Here is a 20,771-nt window from a genome sequence, read left to right as displayed (position 1 = left end):
AGGCTTGCATCAATGCAAGCCTTTCTTATGGGAGTCACTTTCACTTTTAATCACCTAGATTAGCGCGATGTCCGTTTAAGTCTTCGTTTAATGTTCTGCTCTTTCACTACAAAGTCGAATAGCGGAGCGAACAGGTTGGCGAACAAGATAGCCAGCATAATGCCCTCTGGGTAGGCTGGATTAAGCACTCGAATACCGACCGTCATCACGCCGATCAAAATCCCATAGGCCCATTTACTCTGATTGGTAAACGCGGCAGATACAGGGTCTGTTGCCATGAAGAAGGTACCAAAGGCAACACCACCCAACACAAAGTGCCAGTAAAACGGCATCGAAAACATCGAGTTAGTATCCGACCCTATCCAGTTCAGTAAACTCGACGTCACGACAAGGCCGACAATCACACCGGCGACAATGCGCCAAGACGCTATCTTCATCACAATCAAAATCAACCCCGTCAGCATGATCAGCAGTGACGACACCTCACCCATCGAACCTGGAATATTACCGATAAAGGCATCCATCCAGGTGATCGCCTCGCCAGTCATGTTATTGATGAGTGACGTGCTGCCGCCTTCATACCATTGACTCAGCGGTGTCGCGCCTGAATAGCCGTCAGCGGCAACCCACACAAGCCCACCCGACATGTTGGCTGGATAGGCGAAATAGAGAAACGCGCGGCCTGCAAGGGCTGGGTTCAAGAAGTTTCGTCCTGTACCACCGAACAGCTCTTTGGCGACAACGATACCAAAGGTGATACCTAAAGCGGCTTGCCAAAGCGGGATGGTTGGCGGAAGAATGAGTGCGAATAGTACCGAGCTAACAAAGAAACCTTCATTCACCTCATGTTTTCGTACAACGGCAAATAAAACCTCCCAGAAGCCACCTACCACAAACACCGTGGCATAAACGGGTAGGAAATAGAGTGCACCAAGCAACATCTGACTTGCCCAGCCACTTGCCATCAATGACTGCGCATCACCAAATGCCCACGACAGACGCCAGCTACTCTCGATAACCGAGGCAAGTTCATTTAATTGATAACTGGATGTGAGTGCGAGAACGCTTTGGTGTCCGACGTTATACATTCCCCAGAACATTGCCGGGAAGGTCGCCAACCACACCAAAATCATAATGCGCTTTAGGTCAATGCTGTCACGAACATGGGTTATGCCGCGGTTTACGTTTCCGGGTGTATAGAATATTGTCGCGAAAGCTTCATACACTGGGTAGAGCTTTTCGTACTTACCACCGGCTTCAAAGCGTGGAGCCACGTCTTCTAATCGTTTTTTTAAACTCATAATCTCAATCACCTTATTGCTTGAGTTATGGTTTTCTACGCATCAACCGTACTATTTGAACAATTTTTAACGATTTTTAATCAAATTCGTCTTGAAGAACGAGTGTTGAAAAAGAGAGGCGTATAAACAACAAAGCCCCAGCAATGGCTGAGGCTTATTTGGTTTGGTAACGGTCGTCGTTACTTAACGCACATGACATTAAGCAATGAAGACCCTTTCAATTGGTTTACATTACCATTGGTAAACAGACCCTTCTTGCCTGCCCCCCAATAAGGTAAGTGCATTGGCCAATTCTGTTTTTCCATGACTTTTGAACCCAAAATACTCTGCCACTGCTTTTCAGTCATCAGCTTCATGTTGACCTTATTGCAGACTAATTCAGCGCTACCGTAATCGAGGCGGCTCCAAGGCTTGCCTTGCTCCATATAGAACTGCTGCTGATGGTCTAGGAGGTAAGGAATAGCATATTGGTTGCCCGACACATTGGCTGTCACGCGAATTTCGATTTCTAGATCGTTGTCTGTACTCGCATTACCGCTTGGTAGCGTCTGAATTGCTGCAGCGCTCGCTACCGCAGCCGCTTGCTTAACCGCCACAGGTTTCGGCGCAGGTTTAGCTTCTACTTTTACAGGAGCCTTAGGCTTTACAGCTTTTGACTCTGCTGGTTTTGCAACGATAGGCTGTGATGAGGTTTTAGACTTATCAACCATACGAATAAAGGCTTCACCATAACCAGACACCTTGCGTACTTGAGCTAAGTCTTTTCTCGCATCAGAGAAGGTAGAATAAGGTCCGATTAAGCAACGGTAGTCTCCGCCTTCCGGCTTCATCCAAACGTTGGTCGAGATCTTCTCATACAGAGGCTTTGCTCGGCTCAGTGACAAAGGCTTGTTCAGCAGGCCACATTGAACCCAAAACAGTTCGTTATCTGAATGACGTTTTGGTGCTTTACTGCCCCACACGCCCTTACCGATCGGACATGATTGCTCTAGCTGTGGTAATTGGTTGGTGCTTGCCTGAGTTGCATCACATAGAACCGACTCTGCATTCACTTGGCTCGATACCAAAAGAGATGCAGCGATAAGTCCCATACGATAATTTCTCGTCACAGCACGACATACAGCATTCATTGTCAATTTCATAACCACCACTTAAACCCTTGCGGGCTAATTATTACCGAATCTATGTCGATAAAACATGAATTCCATTTTAACTATTATTGACACTGTCAATAATACTAAGTTCCAGATCCATTAAGCAAAAAAAGAGCCGTAATTGCTTACGGCTCTTAATTTAGTGACTTTTTTTACTAAAAATCAAACCGGGCTATCACCCTTTATAAATTTTCGGGTTAAACACGTCACGTAACCAGTCGCCTAATAGGTTAATAACGAGAACCAATGTTACCAAAAGCACACCTGGGAATGCTGTGATCCACCATGCTCCTGAGAAAATGTAGTTAAAACCAGTACTGATCAGGGCACCGAGTGACGGTTGGTCTACCGGAAGACCTAAACCGAGGAAAGAAAGTGCCGCTTCTGACATGATGGCATTTGCCACCTGTACCGTAGAGATAACCAAAATCGGTGATAAACAGTTAGGCAGAATATGGCGGAACATGATGCGAGGCGCTCTAAAGCCCATCACACGTGCCGCTTCTACGTACTCTTTCTTCTTCTCTGCCAATACCGATGCACGAATCGTACGAGCATACTGCGGCCATTCAGCAATACCGATGATCACCACCAGCATAACAACCGCATATTGCGCGTAGAAGTCACTACCGAAACTCGCCTTAAAGATGGCCGAGACAATGATCGCAACCATCATGGTTGAGAACGAAAGCTGAACATCGGCAAAACGCATCAAGAAGCTATCAATACGACCACCGAAGTAACCTGCAGACAGGCCAATGATGATACCGAGAGTCAGCTGAAGACCTACCGCTAGGAAACCGATCGTCAATGACAGACGCGAGCCGTAAAGCATCGTAGATAAGATATCACGACCCTGCTCATCAGTACCCAGTAGGAAGCGTTCTTCGCCGTCTTCCATCCAAGATGGTGGCAACTCAGAATCCATGATGTCGATAGACGTCACGTCATACGGGTCTGTTGGCGCTAGAATCGGTGCCGCTAATGCCATAACAAGGAAAGCCGCAAAGATAGCGAAGCTCACCATTGCCACTTTGTCACGTAAGAAGTAGTACAGAATGTCTGACTGCTTGAATCGCTCCCAACGAGATGGAGCTGTTGTTGTTTGTTCCATGATTATGCTCCTTTCCCTGTGATGTTCACTGTTGGGTTAATGATGCCGTATAGCAAGTCAACAATGGTGTTAGTTACTACGAAGATCAGGCCAACGAAGATAACGTATGCGGTAATCAGTGGTGTATCCACTCGGTTAATCGCTTCAAGGAATAGGAAGCCGGTACCCGGCCACTGGAATACAGTTTCAGTAAGAATGGTGTAAGCCACCATAGTACCGATTTGAACACCGCCTACCGTTAGTACTGGCAGCATTGTGTTTTTCAAAGCGTGTTGGTAGTAAATCTTGTTCAGCGCTAGGCCTTTTGCTTTACCAAACTTGATATATTCAGAGCTAAGAACCTCTAGCATTTCAGAGCGTACTAGACGAATGAACAGAGGCAGCATGATAGATGCTAGAGCAATACTCGGCAGCACTAAGTGTGCAAGGCCATCTATCGTTAAGAAACCAGACTCCCAGCCAAACCAGTTTGCGGTCTCACCACGTCCAAACGACGGCAGCCAACCTAACTCAATAGAGAATACATACATCAACATGATTGCGGTTAAGAAAACAGGCACAGAAATGCCGATACTACTGCCCGCCATCACCAGTTTAGTGAAGAAGCTTTTTGGGTGTATTGCAGAATAAACGCCAAGTGGAATCGACAGACAAACAATGATCAGAGAAGCGCCGAACACAAGCTCAAGCGTTGCGACTAGTTTATCTAAGATTACGTCCACAGCTGGGCGTTTAAAGAAATATGAAGTACCAAGATCACCTTGTAGAGCTGCGCCCACAAAGCGAGTGTATTTTGTAATGAAGGGATCATTTAAGCCGAGTTCATCACGCAGCGCTTGACGCTCCGATTCTGAAACAGATTGACCGACTAACTCACGCAACGGGTCGCCCAGGTTATCCTGAATGGCAAACGCCACCAAACTGATCACAAACATCACTATCAGTGCCTGAAACAGGCGCTTGACCAGAAACGTAACCATTCCTTGCCCCTTATCTATCCATGACTATCTAGTCGAAATCCGCGACTAGATAACAAAATTCAGTCTTAAAAAAGGTATTTAGCCAGACTGAAGGAAGACCAAATACCGAAACTTAAATCTATATCTTAATAATTTGAGAGCCTGAAAAGCTTCAGGCTCTCGATTCTAGCAAGCTAGATTATTTTACAACTAGGTCGCCGAAGTAAGGCATAACCATTGGGTTTACTACGTCTGCTGCACCAACGTTAGACTTCGCGCCCCACGCTTCACTTTGCCAGTGTAGCGGTACGAATGCTGCGTCGTTGTAAAGTGTTGCTTCAACGCCTTTCAGCATTTCAGCACGCTTAACTGGGTCAGTTTCAGTGTTAGAAGCTTCTACGATCGCATCCATTTCTGGGTTTGAGTAGCCAGAACAGTTGTATTGACCACGGCCAGTCTCTTCGTTACGAGTCATAGTTAGGAACTCGTTGAAGTTAGCTGAATCTTCTGTATCTGAGTGCCAGCCGATCATCATCATGTCTGCTGAACATAGGTCAAACTCAGGCCAGTACTGTGCTTTAGGCATAGTTTTAAGATCAACTTTGATACCAATCTTAGACAGCATTGCCGCAGACGCTTGCGCTACTTTCGCATCGTTCACGTAACGGTTGTTTGGAGCCATCATAGTTAGCGTAAAGCCATCTTCGTAGCCCGCTTCTTTCATCAGCTCTTTCGCTTTTTTCAGATCGTAACGAGGAACTAGGTCTTCGTTGTGACCCGCGTAGCCTGTTGGGCTTTGCTGACCAGCTGCTGTTGCGAAGCCTTTCATGATCTTCTTAACGATACCTTCGTTGTTGATTGCGTGAACAATCGCCTGACGAACGCGAACATCTTTAAGTGCTTCGTTGCTGTTTTGGTTCATTTGGAACGTGATGATACGAGTACCAGGTAGCGTCACTAGATCGATGTTCTTAGCGTTTTTAACACGCTTGTGATCGTTTGGTGCTACTGGGTGAATCATATCAACGTCGCCAGAAAGAAGTGCTGCAACACGTGTCGCGTCTTCTTTGATTGGCACAAGTGTTAGCTTGTCTACGTTGCCTTCAGTTTCTGTGTCCCAGTAATCGTTGAAACGCTCGAACGTTACTTTAACGCCTTGCTCACGCTGCGTTACGATAAATGGACCAGTACCTGAAACGTTAGTCGAAGCAAACGAGTTACCGTGCTTAACTAGCTCAGACTTGTCTTTACCTTCCGCTGTTTGGCCAGAGTAGAACTTGCTGTCCATTGGGAAGATGTAAGTTGCTGTTTGTAGTACTAGTGGGTAAGCCGCTTTTGATACTAGCTCAACTGTGTAGTCATCCACTTTTACCATTTTTTCGTATGGCGTGAAGATAGACTTAAAGTCTGGAGAAGCTTGTAGACGTTCAAAAGTCCACACAACATCATCAGCAGTCAGTTCGTTACCAGAGTGGAATTTCACACCTTTACGTAGGTTGAAGCGGAAAGTCGTTTCATCAACACGCTCCCAGCTAGATGCTAGGCGGCCTTCAAAATCCATCTCTTGAGTGAAACGTACTAGAGGGTCAAACACCATGTGAGACATTTGCAGTGTGCCACCAGACAGCTGCTCGTGCGGGTCAAGTGATACTGGGTCAGCTGCGTAGCCAACGGTAATATCTGCTGCTGCTGCACTAAAGCTTAGGCCAGCTGCCATTAAAGCTACTGCTAATTTGCTTTTCATGGTTTTCATTGCATAACTCCTTCATGCGGGAATCCAGATCCCTAGTTGTTGTATTTGCGTCTGTTTATTGTTGTTAGCAAGCTAAACTCCAGCCTGCTGATTTTTATACCGCGGCTTGTGCCACTGCTTTTTCTTCTCTTAAGCCTGTAAATTCAGGCATTAAAGAAATCAGTTGTTTGCTGTATTCATGCTGAGGTGATTGGAACAGCTGCTCCGTTGGCGCAACCTCCAATAATGTCCCCATCTGCATCACACCAACACGGTCACACATTTGGCGAATAACCGGTAGATCGTGACTGATGAACAGCATGGTTAGGTTTAGCTCGTCTTGTAAGTCTTTTAGTAGGTTAAGAATCTGAGCCTGTACCGACACGTCCAGTGCCGATGTTGGTTCATCACAAATCAAAAGACGTGGGCGAGTCGCCAAAGCGCGAGCGATAGAAATACGCTGACGTTGACCACCTGAGAATTCGTGTGGGTACTTCACCCCAGCCATTTTGCCTAAACCCACGTGCTCTAGCAGGTCGTTCACGATCTGACGAGTTTCATTTTCGTTGCGAGTAAGCTTATGGAATCGGATAGGTTCAGCAATGATGTCGAATATCTTCATTCGAGGGTTCATTGATGTGTAAGGGTTTTGGAAAACCATCTGCATTTGACGACGCATAGGGCGACGTTCTTTTTCAGATTTCAGACCAGTAAGATCAACGCCTTCAAACGTTACCTTGCCTGAGTTTGGTGCGTACAAGCCAGCAATCACACGAGCAATCGTTGATTTACCTGAACCTGATTCACCTACTAAACCAAACGTCTCACCTTCATGCACTTCAAAGCTCACGTTGTTTGATGCTTGAACGTACTCACGACGGCTCTCAAAGAAAGAATCTTTGGTAGTAAAGCGTAAGTTTACGTTCTCAACGTTCAACAGAGGGCCAGTGTAATCACGGTGATCTTGGCTTTGACCTAACCAGTGGTTCTTCACATCCAATGGTTCCATCTCTTGTGCTTCTTCGATGTAGCTAACAAGAGGGAAACGATCGAGTTTGCGATCCGAACGAGGAACCGCAGAGATAAGACTGTGTGTATATGGGTGCTCAGGAGTACCCAGAACTTTCGCTGTTGGGCCAAACTCAACTAAGTCACCACGATACATAACGGCTACGCGGTCGGTAACGTTAGATACCACGCCCATGTCGTGCGTGACCAACATGCAACCTACGTTCTTCTTAATACATAGGTCGCGAATCAAACCCAAGATCTGGTCTTGGATAGAAACATCCAGTGCTGTTGTTGGTTCATCTGCGATGATTAGGTCAGGTTCACCTGCCAATGCGATCGCGATAACCACACGCTGACGCATACCGCCAGAGAATTGGTGAGGGTACTGCTTTAAACGGTTTTCTGGTTGTGGGATACCCACTTGGTTCATCAAGTCTAATGAGCGCTGGTAGGCTTCTTGATCCGAAACCTTCATGTTGGCATGAATCGTCTCTTTTAACTGCTGTTCTACTGTGAATAGAGGGTTAAGAGAAGTCATTGGGTCTTGGAAGATAAAACCAATCTTTGAGCCGCGAACAGAACGCATCTGTTCAGGAGATAAACCAGAGACTTTTTCGCCATCCAGAAATACCTCGCCGCTAGCAATGCGGCCAGGAGGGCTCAGCAAATCGATCACAGCATTACCTACTGTTGATTTACCTGCACCAGACTCGCCTACAACACCAACAATCTCACCACGTTCAATGTTGAACGAAAGTGATTTAACTGCGGCGTGAACTCCATGACGAGATGGGTATTCGATACGAAGATTTTTTACTTCTAAAAGTGACATTACCAGACCTCTACTGCTTTGGCAGCTTTCTGCCCTGTCTGCAAAATTGAATCCATTCTTACCAGAATATTGTTCTGATATTTTATACGGTTGACAATTTGGCAAATAATTCACAGAAAAGCAACAAAAATAGGATAAAAAGTCGACATTAAACGCTTAGCAAGCAAAAGTGCCACATAACTATTCATCAAAAGAGCATATAGTAAGAAAAATCAACATTATATTATCGGCAAGAAATACTCACAAACTCCTTACCACTACTTACTTGTAGAGTTAAAGCCGTGCTTCAAAGCAGATCTCACTACCAGTCACTAAAAACAAATAATTATTCCAAAAAAACAATTAACACTATAGAAACAAGCGCTAATTTTGTTAATTTGAACAAATAAAACAACCAGATAAACGTTAATTAGCCATACATTTAACCATCTGTATTATTTTGGTAAATACAAAACAGACAAACGAAAGGCCTAATAAATCAGAGGAGTTTTTGAACGACCAAATGCGTACAAAGCTGTCAAATTCAGGCCTTAGTGAGCAAATTTAGGGTCAGGTTTCATTTTTCATAAAAGTCTTTAGACCAAACCCATTAATATGTCGAATTATTGAGCACTCCATTTATATAAAATTAGATATAGAACTGTACATTTGATAAAGAAAGCAACTCTGTAGCAGCACCATTATCAAGCAGATCGTTAGGAATCTGTCTTATATAAGAAGGGGAGATAGATGTAAGAAGCCCCGTCATTTCTGACGCGGACGGCTAGTTGAGGCTTCTTAAGTGATCAGTGAAGAGACATTCTTTGAACATCAGGCGAACCCCACTCTGTTCAAGTTATCTAAGTTTCAGATGTAAAAAAGCCCTAGTCTTTTGACTAGGGCTTCTTAAGGTGGTCGGTGAAGAGGGATTCGAACCCCCGACCCTCTGGTCCCAAACCAGATGCGCTACCAAGCTGCGCTATTCACCGAGACGTTTCGTTTGATTTCTCAAACTGGGAACTTCAAAGAAGCTACCAAAATTAATGGGGTGGCTAACGAGATTCGAACTCGCGACCACCGGAATCACAATCCAGGGCTCTACCAACTGAGCTATAGCCACCACTAATTTTTTATATAACCGCTTAAAAGCGATTATTGAAATAGTGGTCGGTGAAGAGGGATTCGAACCCCCGACCCTCTGGTCCCAAACCAGATGCGCTACCAAGCTGCGCTATTCACCGACTAGTTTTGTATCGACTCTTGGGAATAATGAATCAACACTGGAAGCCGAAGCTACCGATATTTTGTAAAGAAAGAATGGGGTGGCTAACGAGATTCGAACTCGCGACCACCGGAATCACAATCCAGGGCTCTACCAACTGAGCTATAGCCACCATTATTTCTTTTTGCCAATTTCTCACTTACCGAAGTAAGAGACCGGATGGCGCGCCTGAAAGGATTCGAACCTTCGGCCTTTGGCTCCGGAGGCCAACGCTCTATCCAGCTGAGCTACAGGCGCATGCCCTGTCGGCGGAGTGGAATAATACGTATATCACCCAATGCCGTCTAGTACTTTTTTAACTTTTTTTTCTGTTTGGTCTCTTTTTCGACAGTTAATATGTGATAAACCCCTTATTTGAGTACTACAACCCGCCACAGCTTATAAGTTGTTGTTTATTGCAACAACTTATCGGGATATAATCACCCATTATTTACATTGGTTTAACAGTTGCTCTTTGCTGGTTAAAGCCAAAACACCCTTCCAACACTATAAATTGGTAAGCATGTACTTACCTTGGGAATGTAAAGTGAGTTTAATGGATATGTCTCGTCGAATTTTAAGCGTTGTCATCGCAGTTTTAACCTTTTCAACTGGCGCAATGGCTGCAGGCCTAAGCGAAGCGGAGCACGATGCAATTGCTGAACGCATCAAACCAGTTGGCCAAGTTTACCTAGTCGGCAGCGAGCCAGTAGCCGCAGAACCAACAGGCCCTCGTGATGGCGCAGCAGTTTACGGTACCTTTTGTATCGCTTGTCACGCATCTGGCGTAAGTGGCGCACCTAAAACAGGTGATGCTGGTGACTGGGGTCCTCGCATTGCTCAAGGTCGCGACATTCTAGCTGACCACGCAATCAACGGCTTCAATGCGATGCCAGCGAAAGGTTCATGTATGGATTGTTCAGACGACGAAATCAAAGATGCTATCGAGCACATGATTGCCGGTCTGTAATTAAAAATGCCAGATTCAGAAAAGGTGACCTCATGGTCACCTTTTTTATTGGCTTCTATATAGTGCGATTAAAGTAGGGCATTACTTCTTGTTGAACATCGCTCGAATATTCGCAATGTGCGCCTGCCCTTTTTCCATTCTTTCTTCAGCGGATTGAGGCTTCTTAACGCTTTCCCACTCCACATCATCGTGCGGCAGCTCATCGAGGAAGCGGCTTTGTGTTGGCTTTATTAATTCACCATATTGACGACGTTCACGACACTTAGTAAAAGTCAGCTCTTTCTGCGCTCGAGTAATCCCCACATACATAAGACGACGTTCTTCTTCTACGTTGCCTTCATCGACACTGGTTTGGTGCGGCAAGATGCCCTCTTCTGCACCCATCAGGAATACATATGGGAACTCTAGACCTTTCGATGCATGCAATGTCATTAATTGGACTTGATCTGCATCGTCATCATCCTCACCACGCTCCATCATATCGCGCAGCGTTAAACGTTGAACCACCTCGCGCAGGGTTTTCTCTTCTTTATCGTAGTTGTCACCCTCAAGATCGGCCACAATCCAGCTATACAGATCAGAGACGTTCTTCATTCGCATTTCAGCGGCTTTCGGGCTCGCTGAGGTTTCGTACAACCAATCTTCGTAGTTGATGTCACGAACCAAAGAACGAACGGCTTCAACCGTATTACCACGCTCGGCATTGTCTGAGATACGAACAATCCAGTCACCGAAGCGGCGCAAATTTTCTAAACCACGCCCCGTCAGTGTCTGCTCTAAGCCCATCTCGAAGCTGGCCTCAAACAAGCTCTTACCACGCATATTGGCATAGCTACCTAGCTTTTCTAGCGTAACCGGGCCTATCTCACGGCGAGGCGTGTTTACAATACGCAGGAAGGCGTTGTCATCATCAGGGTTCACCAACACTCGTAGGTAAGCCATGATGTCTTTAATTTCGGCTCTAGCGAAGAAAGAGGTTCCGCCAGAGATCTTGTAGGGCACGCGGTTCTGCATCAGCGCTTTTTCAATTAAGCGCGATTGGTGGTTACCACGGTAAAGCACCGCGTAATCTTTGTACTCAGTACGGTTCAAAAACTTGTGGGCGATGATCTCGCCGGTAATACGCTCTGCTTCATGCTCTTCATTCTTAGCATTCAGTACCTTGAGCTTTTCACCGTCTGGGATCTCTGAGAACAGTGACTTTTCATAAACGTGTGGGTTGTTGGCGATCAAGATGTTCGCCGCACGTAAGATTCGACTGGTTGAACGATAGTTTTGCTCGAGTTTGATCAAACGAAGATTCGGATAGTCCTCACCCAGCAACACCAAGTTTTGCGGTTTTGCACCACGCCATGAATAGATAGATTGGTCATCGTCACCTACTACTGTCAAGCGACCACGCTCTCCCACCAGTAAACGAACCAACTCATATTGGCTGGTGTTGGTATCTTGGTATTCATCGACCAGTAAATAGCGGATACGCGACTGCCAGCGCTCACGCACCTCTTGATTGGTTTTCAGTAGTAATACAGGCATCGCGATCAGATCATCAAAATCGAGTGCGTTGTATGCCTTCATCTGTTTCTGGTACATCTCAAAACAGAATGCAAACAACTGCTCTTGTTCGCCTTGAGCACGTGCTTTCGCCTGATCTGGCGTCAGCATGTCATTTTTCCAATTCGAAATGGTGCTCATTAAAGCGCGTAGCAAATCCTTATCACCATCGATCTGTCTCTCTGTTAACTCTTTTAACAAAGCTAACTGGTCTTGGTCATCAAACAAAGAGAAACCCGCTTTCAAACCCAGCGCTTTGTATTCACGGCGAATGATGGTTAAGCCCATGGTATGAAAAGTCGAAACAATCAGCCCTTTCGATTCGCCCTTACCTAGAGTTTGCCCAACACGCTCTTTCATCTCGCGTGCCGCTTTATTAGTAAAGGTCACCGCCGCAATATTACGCGCCTTATAGCCACATTCCTGAACCAGATAAGCAATTTTATTGGTGATAACACGTGTTTTACCGGATCCAGCGCCCGCTAATACTAAGCAGGGGCCCGAAACATATTTCACGGCTTCATCTTGTCTTGGGTTCAGTTTCATTTGATTCTCAGTTTGGTCTAGAGGGGCGAATTCAATTGCGCGCCTATAATAATGCTGCAACAGCACGAATGCTACGTTCTCTTATACAAGATTTTTACGCTGATTATGTAAAACTTTGTTGCACATGTGTGTGGTTATTAGGCTATAATGAATGAACGTTCATTCATTGGTGGTTGAAATATGACAACTCATGCACCTCGGGATAAACGCCAGCAAATACTTTCTGCAGCTGAAAAGCTAATTGCAGAGGTCGGTTTCCAAGGCCTTTCAATGCAAAAATTAGCCAAAGAAGCGGGAGTGGCTGCAGGCACTATCTATCGCTACTTCGATGATAAAGAGCATTTGATAGAAGATGTTCGAATGCTCGTGACTCAAAGAGTAGCTGATGCTGTTCAACAAGGGGTTAATGATTCGGATCCAATTAAACAACGCTACCGTACTATGTGGTTGAACATATGGAACTTAGCAGGAACGAATTTAGCCGCAATAAAAAATCGGGTTCAGTATGACTCTCTACCCATCACAAATAGCCTAAACTTCAGGGAACTAGAACGTAAGATGTTTGCCCAAGTTGAGCTGCTATTTAATGAGGGGAAAGAACAAGGATTGTTTAAACCACTTAACAATGAAGTATTAGGTGGATTGAGCTTGGCGGCTAGTGTTTCTCTAGCACGCAAGCATTCTTTAGGATTTTACCAACTTGATGAGGCAGAACTAGAATCTGCAATCGAAGCCAGTTGGGACGCAATAATTAAACACTAGATCGGAGTTTTGACCATAATGAAAAAGTGGACTTTCTTCATGTTACTCATCGCTGTACTACTTTTCGGCAGCGTTATTGGGTTTAACATGTTCAAACAACAAAAAATTGCTGAGTATATGGCCAACCGCCCTGAACCCGAGTTTCCAGTAACGGTAACTGAAGTTCAGCCGATCGACTGGGTTCCCGTAATTGAAGCTATCGGCTTCATCGAACCAAATCAAGGTGTGACACTAGCGAACGAAACCAGCGGTGTTATTGACCAAATTTCTTTCGAATCGGGTACTGATGTTAAGAGTGGTCAGCAACTGGTACGTCTTGATTCTGACGTAGAGAAAGCCAACCTTAAGAGTTCTGAAGCTCGTTTGCCTGCTGCGAAAGCAAAATACAAGCGTTACCAAGGTCTATTCAAGAAAGGCTCTATTTCTAAAGAAGCGTACGATGAAGCAGAAGCTAACTACTTCTCTCTTTCAGCTGATATTGAAAGTCTAAAAGCGTCTATCGATCGTCGCGAAATTCGCGCACCATTCGATGGTACCGTTGGTATCCGCAATGTTTACCTAGGCCAATACCTACAATCAGGTACTGATATTGTTCGCCTGGAAGACACCAGTGTTATGCGCCTACGCTTCACGGTTTCTCAGACTGACATCTCTCGCATCAGTGTGGGTCAAGCAGTTGATATCTTCGTTGACGCTTACCCTGAAATCCCATTTGAGGGCTCTATCAGCGCAATTGAACCTGCAGTAAGCGTGCAAAGTGGTCTTATTCAAGTTCAAGCAGACATTCCAAACAATGATGGCAAGCTTCGTAGCGGTATGTTCGCTCGCGCTAACATCATTCTGCCTAAATTAGAGAACCAAGTAACTCTGCCTCAAACAGCGATTACTTTCACTCTATACGGCGACAATGTTTATATCCTAACTGAAGAAGACGGCGTTCAACGCGTTACTCAACATGTTGTAAAAGTAGGTGAACGTACAGCTGATATTGCACACATCCTTGAAGGCGTTAAAGCCGGCGATACGGTTGTAACTTCTGGCCAAGTACGTCTAAGTAACGGTGCCAAAGTTAAGGTTGTTGAAAGTGATGCAATCACTCCACCATCTGAAACACCTAAGCTGTAACTGGAGGCACAATGCGCTTTACTGATGTTTTTATTAAACGTCCAGTTCTAGCGGTATCCATCAGCTTTTTGATTGCGCTGCTTGGCTTACAAGCAATCTTCAAAATGCAGGTGCGTGAATACCCTGAAATGACGAATACCGTCGTAACCGTAACCACGAGTTACTACGGTGCAAGTGCCGATCTTATCCAAGGCTTTATCACCCAGCCCCTCGAACAGGCTGTGGCTCAAGCGGATAACATCGACTATATGACTTCTTCTTCTGTGCTCGGTAGTTCTACTATTACCGTGAACATGAAGTTGAACACCGACCCGAATGCGGCGCTGTCTGACATACTGGCCAAGACTAACTCGGTGCGTTCTCAGCTTCCTAAAGAAGCCGAAGATCCAACCGTAACCATGTCTACCGGTTCAACGACAGCTGTACTCTACATTGGTTTTACCAGTGATGAGTTGGTGTCGAGCCAAATTACCGACTACCTAGAGCGTGTAATCAACCCGCAACTATTCACGGTAAATGGTGTATCTAAAGTCGACCTTTATGGTGGTATGAAATACGCACTGCGCGTATGGCTAGATCCATCAAAAATGGCAGCTGTTAACCTAACTGCTACTGATGTTATGTCGGTATTGAATGCCAACAACTACCAGTCAGCGACAGGTCAAGCTACTGGCGAATTCGTTCTTTATAACGGCAGTGCCGATACACAAGTATCAAACACTGAAGAGTTAGAGAACTTAGTCGTTAGAAGTGGTGAAGGTGAGATTATCCGTCTGTCTGACATCGCTAAGGTTTCTCTAGAGAAAAGCCACGACGTTTATCGTGCAAGTGCGAACGGTCAGGAGGCGGTTGTTGCAGCAATTAATGCGGCACCAAGTGCGAACCCAATCAACATCGCTGCAGATGTACTTGAGCTTCTTCCTCAGCTAGAGAAGAACCTTCCAAGCAACATCTCAATGAACGTAATGTACGATTCAACCATTGCGATTAACGAGTCAATTCAAGAAGTTATCAAGACAATTCTTGAAGCGGCATTAATCGTATTAATCGTAATCACATTGTTCTTAGGTTCATTCCGAGCGGTACTGATCCCTATAGTTACTATCCCACTGTCGTTGATTGGTGTAGCAATGGTAATGCAGGCAATGGGCTTCTCTTGGAACCTGATGACGCTACTGGCAATGGTACTCGCCATCGGTCTGGTGGTTGATGATGCGATCGTAGTACTTGAGAACGTCGACAGGCATATCAAGCTCGGGGAGTCCCCTTTCCGCGCTGCGATCATCGGTACTCGTGAAATTGCGGTCCCTGTTATCGCAATGACACTCACGCTAGGTGCGGTATACGCTCCAATCGCGATGATGGGCGGTATCACGGGCTCGCTATTTAAAGAGTTCGCATTAACCCTAGCCGGTTCTGTATTTGTATCGGGTATCGTGGCACTTACGCTGTCGCCAATGATGTGTTCAAAAATGCTAAAAGCTCACGCTGAGCCGAGCAAATTTGAGCAGAAAGTTCATAGCGTTTTGGATGGCATGACTAACCGTTACGAGCGTATGCTTGGCGCGGTTATGAACCACCGCCCAGTATTCATTGGTTTTGCGATCATCGTATTTGCAAGCTTGCCGATGCTGTTTAAGTTCATCCCTAGTGAATTAGCACCTTCAGAAGATAAAGGTGTAATCATGCTGATGGGTACGGCACCATCTAATGCGAACTTAGACTTCATGCAAAATACCATGAACGACGTAAACAAGATTCTGTCTGATCAGCCAGAAGTAGCTTACGCGCAGGTGTTCACAGGTGTTCCTAATGCAAACCAAGCGTTTGGTATTGCATCTATGGTTCCTTGGAGTGAGCGTGAAGCAAGCCAATCTGAGGTAGCAAACCGGGTTGGTGGTTTGGTGAAAGATGTACCTGGAATGGCAGTAACAGCCTTCCAAATGCCAGAGCTTCCAGGTGCGGGTTCAGGTCTTCCAATTCAGTTTGTTATTACAACGCCAAACAGTTTTGAGAGCTTGTTCCAAATTACCACTGACATCTTGACTGATGTAGCGACAAATCCACTATTCGTATACTCGGATCTCGATCTAAACTACGACTCAGCAACGATGAAAGTACACATCGACAAGGATAAAGCGGGCGCATACGGCGTAACCATGCAAGATATCGGTATCACGCTAGGTACCATGATGTCAGATGGCTACGTAAACCGTATCGACTTGAATGGTCGTTCTTACGAGGTTATCCCTCAGGTTGAACGTAAATTCCGTTTGAACCCAGAATCGATGAATAACTACTACGTACGTGCTGCGGACGGTAATGCTGTACCACTAGGCAGTTTGATTACGATTGATGTTGTGGCAGAGCCTCGCTCTCTTCCTCACTTCAACCAATTGAACTCAGCTACGATTGGTGCAGTACCTGCTCCAGGCGCTGCAATGGGTGATGCAATTGCATGGTTTGAAGACACGGCGGCGAATAAGCTTCCAAGTGGCTACAACCACGATTACATGGGTGAAGCACGTCAATACGTAACTGAAGGTAGCGCACTTTACGCGACCTTTGGTCTAGCACTGGCTATCATCTTCTTGGTACTAGCGATTCAATTCGAATCTCTGAAAGATCCATTGGTTATCATGGTATCTGTTCCACTGGCGATCTGTGGTGCCCTAATCGCTCTGGCTTGGGGTGCGGCAACGATGAATATCTACTCGCAAGTGGGTTTGATCACCTTAGTCGGCCTAATTACCAAGCACGGTATCTTGATCTGTGAAGTTGCAAAAGAAGAACAGTTGCATCATCACAAGACTCGTATCGAAGCGGTAATGGAAGCTGCGAAGGTTCGTCTTCGTCCAATCCTGATGACAACAGCTGCGATGATCGCGGGTCTAATCCCACTGATGTACGCAAGTGGTGCGGGTGCAGCTCAGCGCTTTAGTATTGGTATCGTAATCGTTGCTGGTCTAGCGATTGGTACTATCTTCACGCTATTTGTACTGCCAGTGATTTACAGCTACTTGGCTGAAAAACACAAACCTCTACCTGTATTTGTAGAAGACAAAGACCTAGAAAAGCTAGCTCGCGTCGATGAAGCAAAAGCGGCACACAGAGAATTAGCTGATAATAAGTAATCGCTAAGTCGTATTAACAATAAAAAGGCTACTTCGGTGGCCTTTTTTTATACGCCATAGGCGACATCTCAAGTGTGATTAAATAGAATAGTGGTAAATATTCAGGAGTTTTAATTGATATGTTTGATCCAAAAAAACTAGAGCAGATTGCTAAGCAGATCCACGATTCTATGCCTCAACCAGTAAAAGAGCTTGGTTCAGACGTAGATCAAAAAGTTCGCCAAGTTATCCAAGGCCAACTAAACAAGCTAGACGTTGTGAGCCGTGAAGAGTTTGATGTTCAAACACAAGTACTGCTTCGCACTCGCCAAAAGCTAACTGAAATGGAACAAAAGCTAGCTGACTTAGAAGCAAAGATTGCCGATAAGTAAGCGCAAAGCAAGAAAACTGAAAGGGTTGGTGTGAAAACGCCAACCCTTTTGTATTTCTGAGGATCAATCAAGACCTGAAAGTCGACGAAGACTGATCAAACAATGTTCATTTGATTGATTTTTAAGACTTTGTTACTAAAAGCAAAAAGGCTTGGTCAACGGCGACCAAGCCTTTTTATTAGATGTTGTGTTGCTTATTTATAACTCAAACCTGTAAGGAGTTAGTGATACTGCTTCGCTTTTTCTGCAAATTTATCAGTATCTAAGCGACTAATTAACCGCCTACAGCGATACGCTTCATGTCGCTCATGTAGCTACGTAGCTCTTCACCAATGTACTCTACAGGGTGGTTACGGATAGCTTCGTTTACTTCAATTAGCTTAGCGTTATCAACTTGGTTAGATGTCTCACCTAGACCACGGCCGATGACGTCCGTTGCTACTGAAGGCATGAACTTCTCACGTAGTAGCGGTGTTGCTACGTTAGCGAATAGGTAGTTACCGTACTCAGCAGTATCAGAGATTACAACGTTCATTTCGTAAAGACGCTTACGAGCAACTGTGTTTGCGATTAGTGGAAGCTCATGTAGAGATTCGTAGTAAGCAGACTCATCAATGATGCCTGATGCCGTCATAGCTTCGAATGCTAGCTCAACACCGGCACGAACCATAGCAACCATTAGGATACCGTTGTCGAAGTACTCTTGCTCTGAGATTTCTACGTCAGAAGCTGGGTAGTTTTCGAATGCAGTTTCGCCTGTCTCTTCACGCCAGCCTAGTAGGTTCACGTCATCGTTCGCCCAGTCAGCCATCATTGTGCTAGAGAAGTGACCAGAGATGATGTCATCCATGTGCTTGTTGTAAAGCGGACGCATTAGGTCTTTAAGCTCTTCAGAAAGCTCAAACGCTTTAACTTTAGCCGGGTTAGATAGGCGATCCATCATGTGAGTTACGCCACCAAACTTAAGTGCTTCAGTAATCGTTTCCCAACCGTATTGTAGAAGCTTGCCTGCGTAGCCAGGTTCGATGCCATCAGCAATCATCTTCTCGTAAGATACGATAGAACCCGCTTGTAGCATGCCACAAAGGATAGTTTGCTCACCCATCAGGTCAGATTTAACTTCTGCTACGAAAGAAGACTCTAGGCAACCTGCACGGTGACCACCAGTACCTGCAGCCCAAGCTTTAGCGATATCCCAACCTTCGCCTTTAGGGTCGTTTTCTGGGTGAACAGCGATAAGTGTTGGTACACCGAAGCCACGTTTGTACTCTTCGCGAACTTCAGAGCCAGGACACTTAGGTGCAACCATTACTACAGTAAGGTCAGCACGTAATTGCATGCCTTCTTCCACAACGTTGAAGCCGTGAGAGTAACCAAGAGCAGCGCCTTGCTTCATTAGAGGCATTACTGTTTCAACAACGTTTGTGTGTTGCTTATCAGGAGTAAGGTTGATTACTAGGTCTGCTTGAGGGATTAGCGTTTCGTAGCTACCCACAACAAAGCCGTTTTCATCAGCATTTTTGAATGATTGACGCTTTTCATCAATTGCCGCTTGGCGTAGAGCGTAAGATACGTCTAGACCAGAATCACGCATGTTTAGACCTTGGTTTAGGCCTTGAGCACCACAACCAACAATTACGATTTTCTTACCTTCAAGAAATTCAGCTTCTGTCGCGAATTCCTCACGATCCATAAAGCGGCAACGACCTAGTTGGTCTAGTTGTTCACGAAGGTTTAATGTATTGAAATAGTTAGCCATTCTAGGGCACTCCTTTAAAAATAAGTCCGTAAGGTCGATATCTCTCTATCGAATGACTTCATACTAAAACAGACACTCCGTTGCTGAAAGTGATATATTCACAATTAGTTATTGCAATAAATGCAACATGGAAACGATCGCAGAACATGAACATAAAATCTCTACAATTATTTATACATTTATGTGATAGCAAGAGTTTCAGCAAAACCGCTGCTGCTATGCATGTCAGTCCTTCAGCGCTGAGCCGTCAGATACAAAAGCTTGAAGAGGAAACAGGACAAGAACTGCTTATCAGAGACAACCGCAGTGTTGATCTCACCCCAGCAGGAAAACACCTATTGCCTGTAGCATTACGCATCGTTGGAGATTGGCAGCAATACAATCTTCATTTGAAAGGTGGAGAGCAAGAGCTTAAAGGTGAGATCCGTATATTTTGTTCAGTAACAGCTAGCTACAGCCACTTACCCGAACTAATTACTGAATTCAGAGCCATTCACCCGTATATTGAATTCAAGCTCTCTACGGGCGATCCTGCTCAATCTATCGACAAAATATTAAATGATGAAGCGGATATTGCTATCTCGGCGAAGCCGGACATCCTTCCTTCAAGGTTAGAATTCGAAACGATTAGCGATATACCACTATCCGTCATAATTCCATCAGGTGTCAGCAGCTTTAGCCAGCAACTTCAGTCTGACAAGCCAAACTGGAATGAAGTGCCTTTTATCATCCCTGAAGCGGGTACGGCGCGTGAACGTGCCAATGCATGGTTCAAAAAGATGAAGATAAAACCCAACATATACGCGCAAGTTTCAGGCCATGAGGCGATAGTGAGTATGGTGGCGCTAGGTTGTGGGGTAGGAATTGCACCTGATGTGGTGATTAACAATAGCCCTGTAAGAGATAAAGTCGACCGTTTAAAGATAGAACCTATCAAGCCATTTGAGTTAGGCGTATGTTGTAAGCGAGCACAGCTAGATAACCCTCTAATTCGAGCGTTCTGGCAAGTTGCAGAAGGGAAATATTTAGCGGACTAGTCGTCATTGTTTTAAATACAAAAAAGGGAAGAGCACGTCAGTGCCCTTCCCCTTTTATTTATGTATATCGCAGATAAGAAAAAAGCCCGCTGATTTCTCAGCGGGCTTTCTAATGGTGGTGGAGGGATAGGGATTTGAACCCTAGAACCGCTATTAACGGTTGCCGGTTT

At 45.2% G+C, this 20,771-nt stretch carries 14 protein-coding genes and 5 tRNA genes; 6 read left to right on the top strand and 13 right to left on the bottom strand.

The genetic code is table 11. From position 1 onward, the window contains the following. Window positions 1–59: 59 nt before the first annotated feature. From AB6D93_RS06090 to AB6D93_RS06040, 11 genes are all read right to left on the bottom strand, one after another. Window positions 60–1,301, bottom strand: coding sequence for an NADH:ubiquinone reductase (Na(+)-transporting) subunit B (locus tag AB6D93_RS06090; protein ID WP_102332573.1), 1,242 nt, complete (start codon window positions 1,299–1,301; stop codon window positions 60–62). Between the two features lie 179 nt (window positions 1,302–1,480). After that, complete coding sequence (locus AB6D93_RS06085) at window positions 1,481–2,443, bottom strand: SPOR domain-containing protein (protein WP_102332572.1); 963 nt, start codon at window positions 2,441–2,443, stop codon at window positions 1,481–1,483. Between the two features lie 187 nt (window positions 2,444–2,630). Further along, window positions 2,631–3,569 carry an ABC transporter permease gene (locus tag AB6D93_RS06080; protein WP_017060135.1) on the bottom strand — a complete coding sequence of 313 codons (939 nt, stop codon included), beginning with the start codon at window positions 3,567–3,569 and terminating at the stop codon, window positions 2,631–2,633. Between the two features lie 2 nt (window positions 3,570–3,571). Next, a complete protein-coding gene (locus tag AB6D93_RS06075; RefSeq protein WP_008218600.1) occupies window positions 3,572–4,549 on the bottom strand; it encodes an ABC transporter permease in 978 nt (325 codons plus the stop codon). A 178-nt stretch (window positions 4,550–4,727) separates the two neighbouring features. Further along, window positions 4,728–6,281: an ABC transporter substrate-binding protein gene (locus tag AB6D93_RS06070; RefSeq protein WP_017060133.1), complete on the bottom strand. Its 1,554-nt coding sequence runs from the start codon at window positions 6,279–6,281 to the stop codon at window positions 4,728–4,730. Window positions 6,282–6,375: 94 nt separating this feature from the next. Beyond that, a complete protein-coding gene (locus AB6D93_RS06065) occupies window positions 6,376–8,103 on the bottom strand; it encodes an ABC transporter ATP-binding protein (protein WP_017060132.1) in 1,728 nt (575 codons plus the stop codon). Window positions 8,104–8,994: 891 nt separating this feature from the next. Beyond that, window positions 8,995–9,071: transfer RNA gene (locus AB6D93_RS06060), tRNA-Pro, on the bottom strand. Between the two features lie 55 nt (window positions 9,072–9,126). Further along, a tRNA-His gene (locus AB6D93_RS06055) sits at window positions 9,127–9,202 on the bottom strand. 44 nt (window positions 9,203–9,246) lie between these two features. Then, window positions 9,247–9,323, bottom strand: a tRNA-Pro gene (locus AB6D93_RS06050). Between the two features lie 77 nt (window positions 9,324–9,400). Further along, window positions 9,401–9,476 (bottom strand) — tRNA-His (locus AB6D93_RS06045). A 48-nt stretch (window positions 9,477–9,524) separates the two neighbouring features. After that, a tRNA-Arg gene (locus tag AB6D93_RS06040) sits at window positions 9,525–9,601 on the bottom strand. A 298-nt stretch (window positions 9,602–9,899) separates the two neighbouring features. Between AB6D93_RS06040 and AB6D93_RS06035 the strand changes: the two genes are divergently transcribed. Further along, the gene (locus AB6D93_RS06035) at window positions 9,900–10,313 is read left to right on the top strand and encodes a cytochrome c5 family protein (RefSeq protein ID WP_017063036.1); all 414 of its coding nucleotides are present in this window, start codon (window positions 9,900–9,902) and stop codon (window positions 10,311–10,313) included. Window positions 10,314–10,394: 81 nt separating this feature from the next. Here the strand turns inward: AB6D93_RS06035 and rep are convergent, their stop codons facing one another. Next, complete coding sequence (gene rep / locus AB6D93_RS06030; RefSeq protein WP_017061960.1) at window positions 10,395–12,413, bottom strand: DNA helicase Rep; 2,019 nt, start codon at window positions 12,411–12,413, stop codon at window positions 10,395–10,397. A 180-nt stretch (window positions 12,414–12,593) separates the two neighbouring features. On the opposite strand from rep, the gene AB6D93_RS06025 reads away from it, so the two are divergent. The 4 genes from AB6D93_RS06025 to ubiK all read left to right on the top strand — a co-directional run bounded on the left by AB6D93_RS06025 (window position 12,594) and on the right by ubiK (window position 17,805). After that, on the top strand, window positions 12,594–13,175 hold the full coding sequence (locus AB6D93_RS06025) for a TetR/AcrR family transcriptional regulator (protein ID WP_017061961.1): 582 nt from the start codon (window positions 12,594–12,596) through the stop codon (window positions 13,173–13,175). A gap of 18 nt (window positions 13,176–13,193) precedes the next feature. Further along, entirely contained in the window at window positions 13,194–14,300 is a 1,107-nt protein-coding gene (locus AB6D93_RS06020) for an efflux RND transporter periplasmic adaptor subunit (protein ID WP_102332571.1), read from the top strand. An 11-nt stretch (window positions 14,301–14,311) separates the two neighbouring features. Next, the gene (locus tag AB6D93_RS06015; protein ID WP_048661258.1) at window positions 14,312–17,434 is read left to right on the top strand and encodes a multidrug efflux RND transporter permease subunit; all 3,123 of its coding nucleotides are present in this window, start codon (window positions 14,312–14,314) and stop codon (window positions 17,432–17,434) included. Between the two features lie 119 nt (window positions 17,435–17,553). Continuing rightward, a complete protein-coding gene (gene ubiK / locus AB6D93_RS06010; protein ID WP_009848085.1) occupies window positions 17,554–17,805 on the top strand; it encodes a ubiquinone biosynthesis accessory factor UbiK in 252 nt (83 codons plus the stop codon). A 274-nt stretch (window positions 17,806–18,079) separates the two neighbouring features. Here the strand turns inward: ubiK and ilvC are convergent, their stop codons facing one another. Then, window positions 18,080–19,564, bottom strand: coding sequence for a ketol-acid reductoisomerase (gene ilvC, locus AB6D93_RS06005; RefSeq protein WP_102332570.1), 1,485 nt, complete (start codon window positions 19,562–19,564; stop codon window positions 18,080–18,082). 146 nt (window positions 19,565–19,710) lie between these two features. On the opposite strand from ilvC, the gene ilvY reads away from it, so the two are divergent. Next, window positions 19,711–20,601 carry an HTH-type transcriptional activator IlvY gene (ilvY, locus tag AB6D93_RS06000; RefSeq protein WP_102332569.1) on the top strand — a complete coding sequence of 297 codons (891 nt, stop codon included), beginning with the start codon at window positions 19,711–19,713 and terminating at the stop codon, window positions 20,599–20,601. Window positions 20,602–20,771: the final 170 nt, after the last annotated feature.

Source organism: Vibrio sp. 10N.247.310.23 (assembly GCF_041467155.1).
Taxonomy (GTDB): Bacteria; Pseudomonadota; Gammaproteobacteria; order Enterobacterales; family Vibrionaceae; genus Vibrio; species Vibrio crassostreae_C.
The sequence above is the reverse complement of the archived record's forward strand: the minus strand, read 5'-3'. Positions and strand labels throughout refer to the sequence as shown.

Bases quoted from the DNA above. Each gene is read 5' to 3' on its own strand.
- AB6D93_RS06075 (WP_008218600.1), bottom strand. From the start codon at position 4,549: ATGGTTACGTTTCTGGTCAAGCGCCTGTTTCAGGCACTGATAGTGATG.
- AB6D93_RS06025 (WP_017061961.1), top strand. From the start codon at position 12,594: ATGACAACTCATGCACCTCGGGATAAACGCCAGCAAATACTTTCTGCA.
- AB6D93_RS06080 (WP_017060135.1), bottom strand. From the start codon at position 3,569: ATGGAACAAACAACAACAGCTCCATCTCGTTGGGAGCGATTCAAGCAG.
- AB6D93_RS06035 (WP_017063036.1), top strand. From the start codon at position 9,900: ATGGATATGTCTCGTCGAATTTTAAGCGTTGTCATCGCAGTTTTAACC.
- AB6D93_RS06020 (WP_102332571.1), top strand. From the start codon at position 13,194: ATGAAAAAGTGGACTTTCTTCATGTTACTCATCGCTGTACTACTTTTC.
- AB6D93_RS06015 (WP_048661258.1), top strand. From the start codon at position 14,312: ATGCGCTTTACTGATGTTTTTATTAAACGTCCAGTTCTAGCGGTATCC.
- AB6D93_RS06065 (WP_017060132.1), bottom strand. From the start codon at position 8,103: ATGTCACTTTTAGAAGTAAAAAATCTTCGTATCGAATACCCATCTCGT.
- AB6D93_RS06090 (WP_102332573.1), bottom strand. From the start codon at position 1,301: ATGAGTTTAAAAAAACGATTAGAAGACGTGGCTCCACGCTTTGAAGCC.
- ilvY (WP_102332569.1), top strand. From the start codon at position 19,711: ATGAACATAAAATCTCTACAATTATTTATACATTTATGTGATAGCAAG.
- AB6D93_RS06070 (WP_017060133.1), bottom strand. From the start codon at position 6,281: ATGAAAACCATGAAAAGCAAATTAGCAGTAGCTTTAATGGCAGCTGGC.
- ilvC (WP_102332570.1), bottom strand. From the start codon at position 19,564: ATGGCTAACTATTTCAATACATTAAACCTTCGTGAACAACTAGACCAA.
- AB6D93_RS06085 (WP_102332572.1), bottom strand. From the start codon at position 2,443: ATGAAATTGACAATGAATGCTGTATGTCGTGCTGTGACGAGAAATTAT.
- ubiK (WP_009848085.1), top strand. From the start codon at position 17,554: ATGTTTGATCCAAAAAAACTAGAGCAGATTGCTAAGCAGATCCACGAT.
- rep (WP_017061960.1), bottom strand. From the start codon at position 12,413: ATGAAACTGAACCCAAGACAAGATGAAGCCGTGAAATATGTTTCGGGC.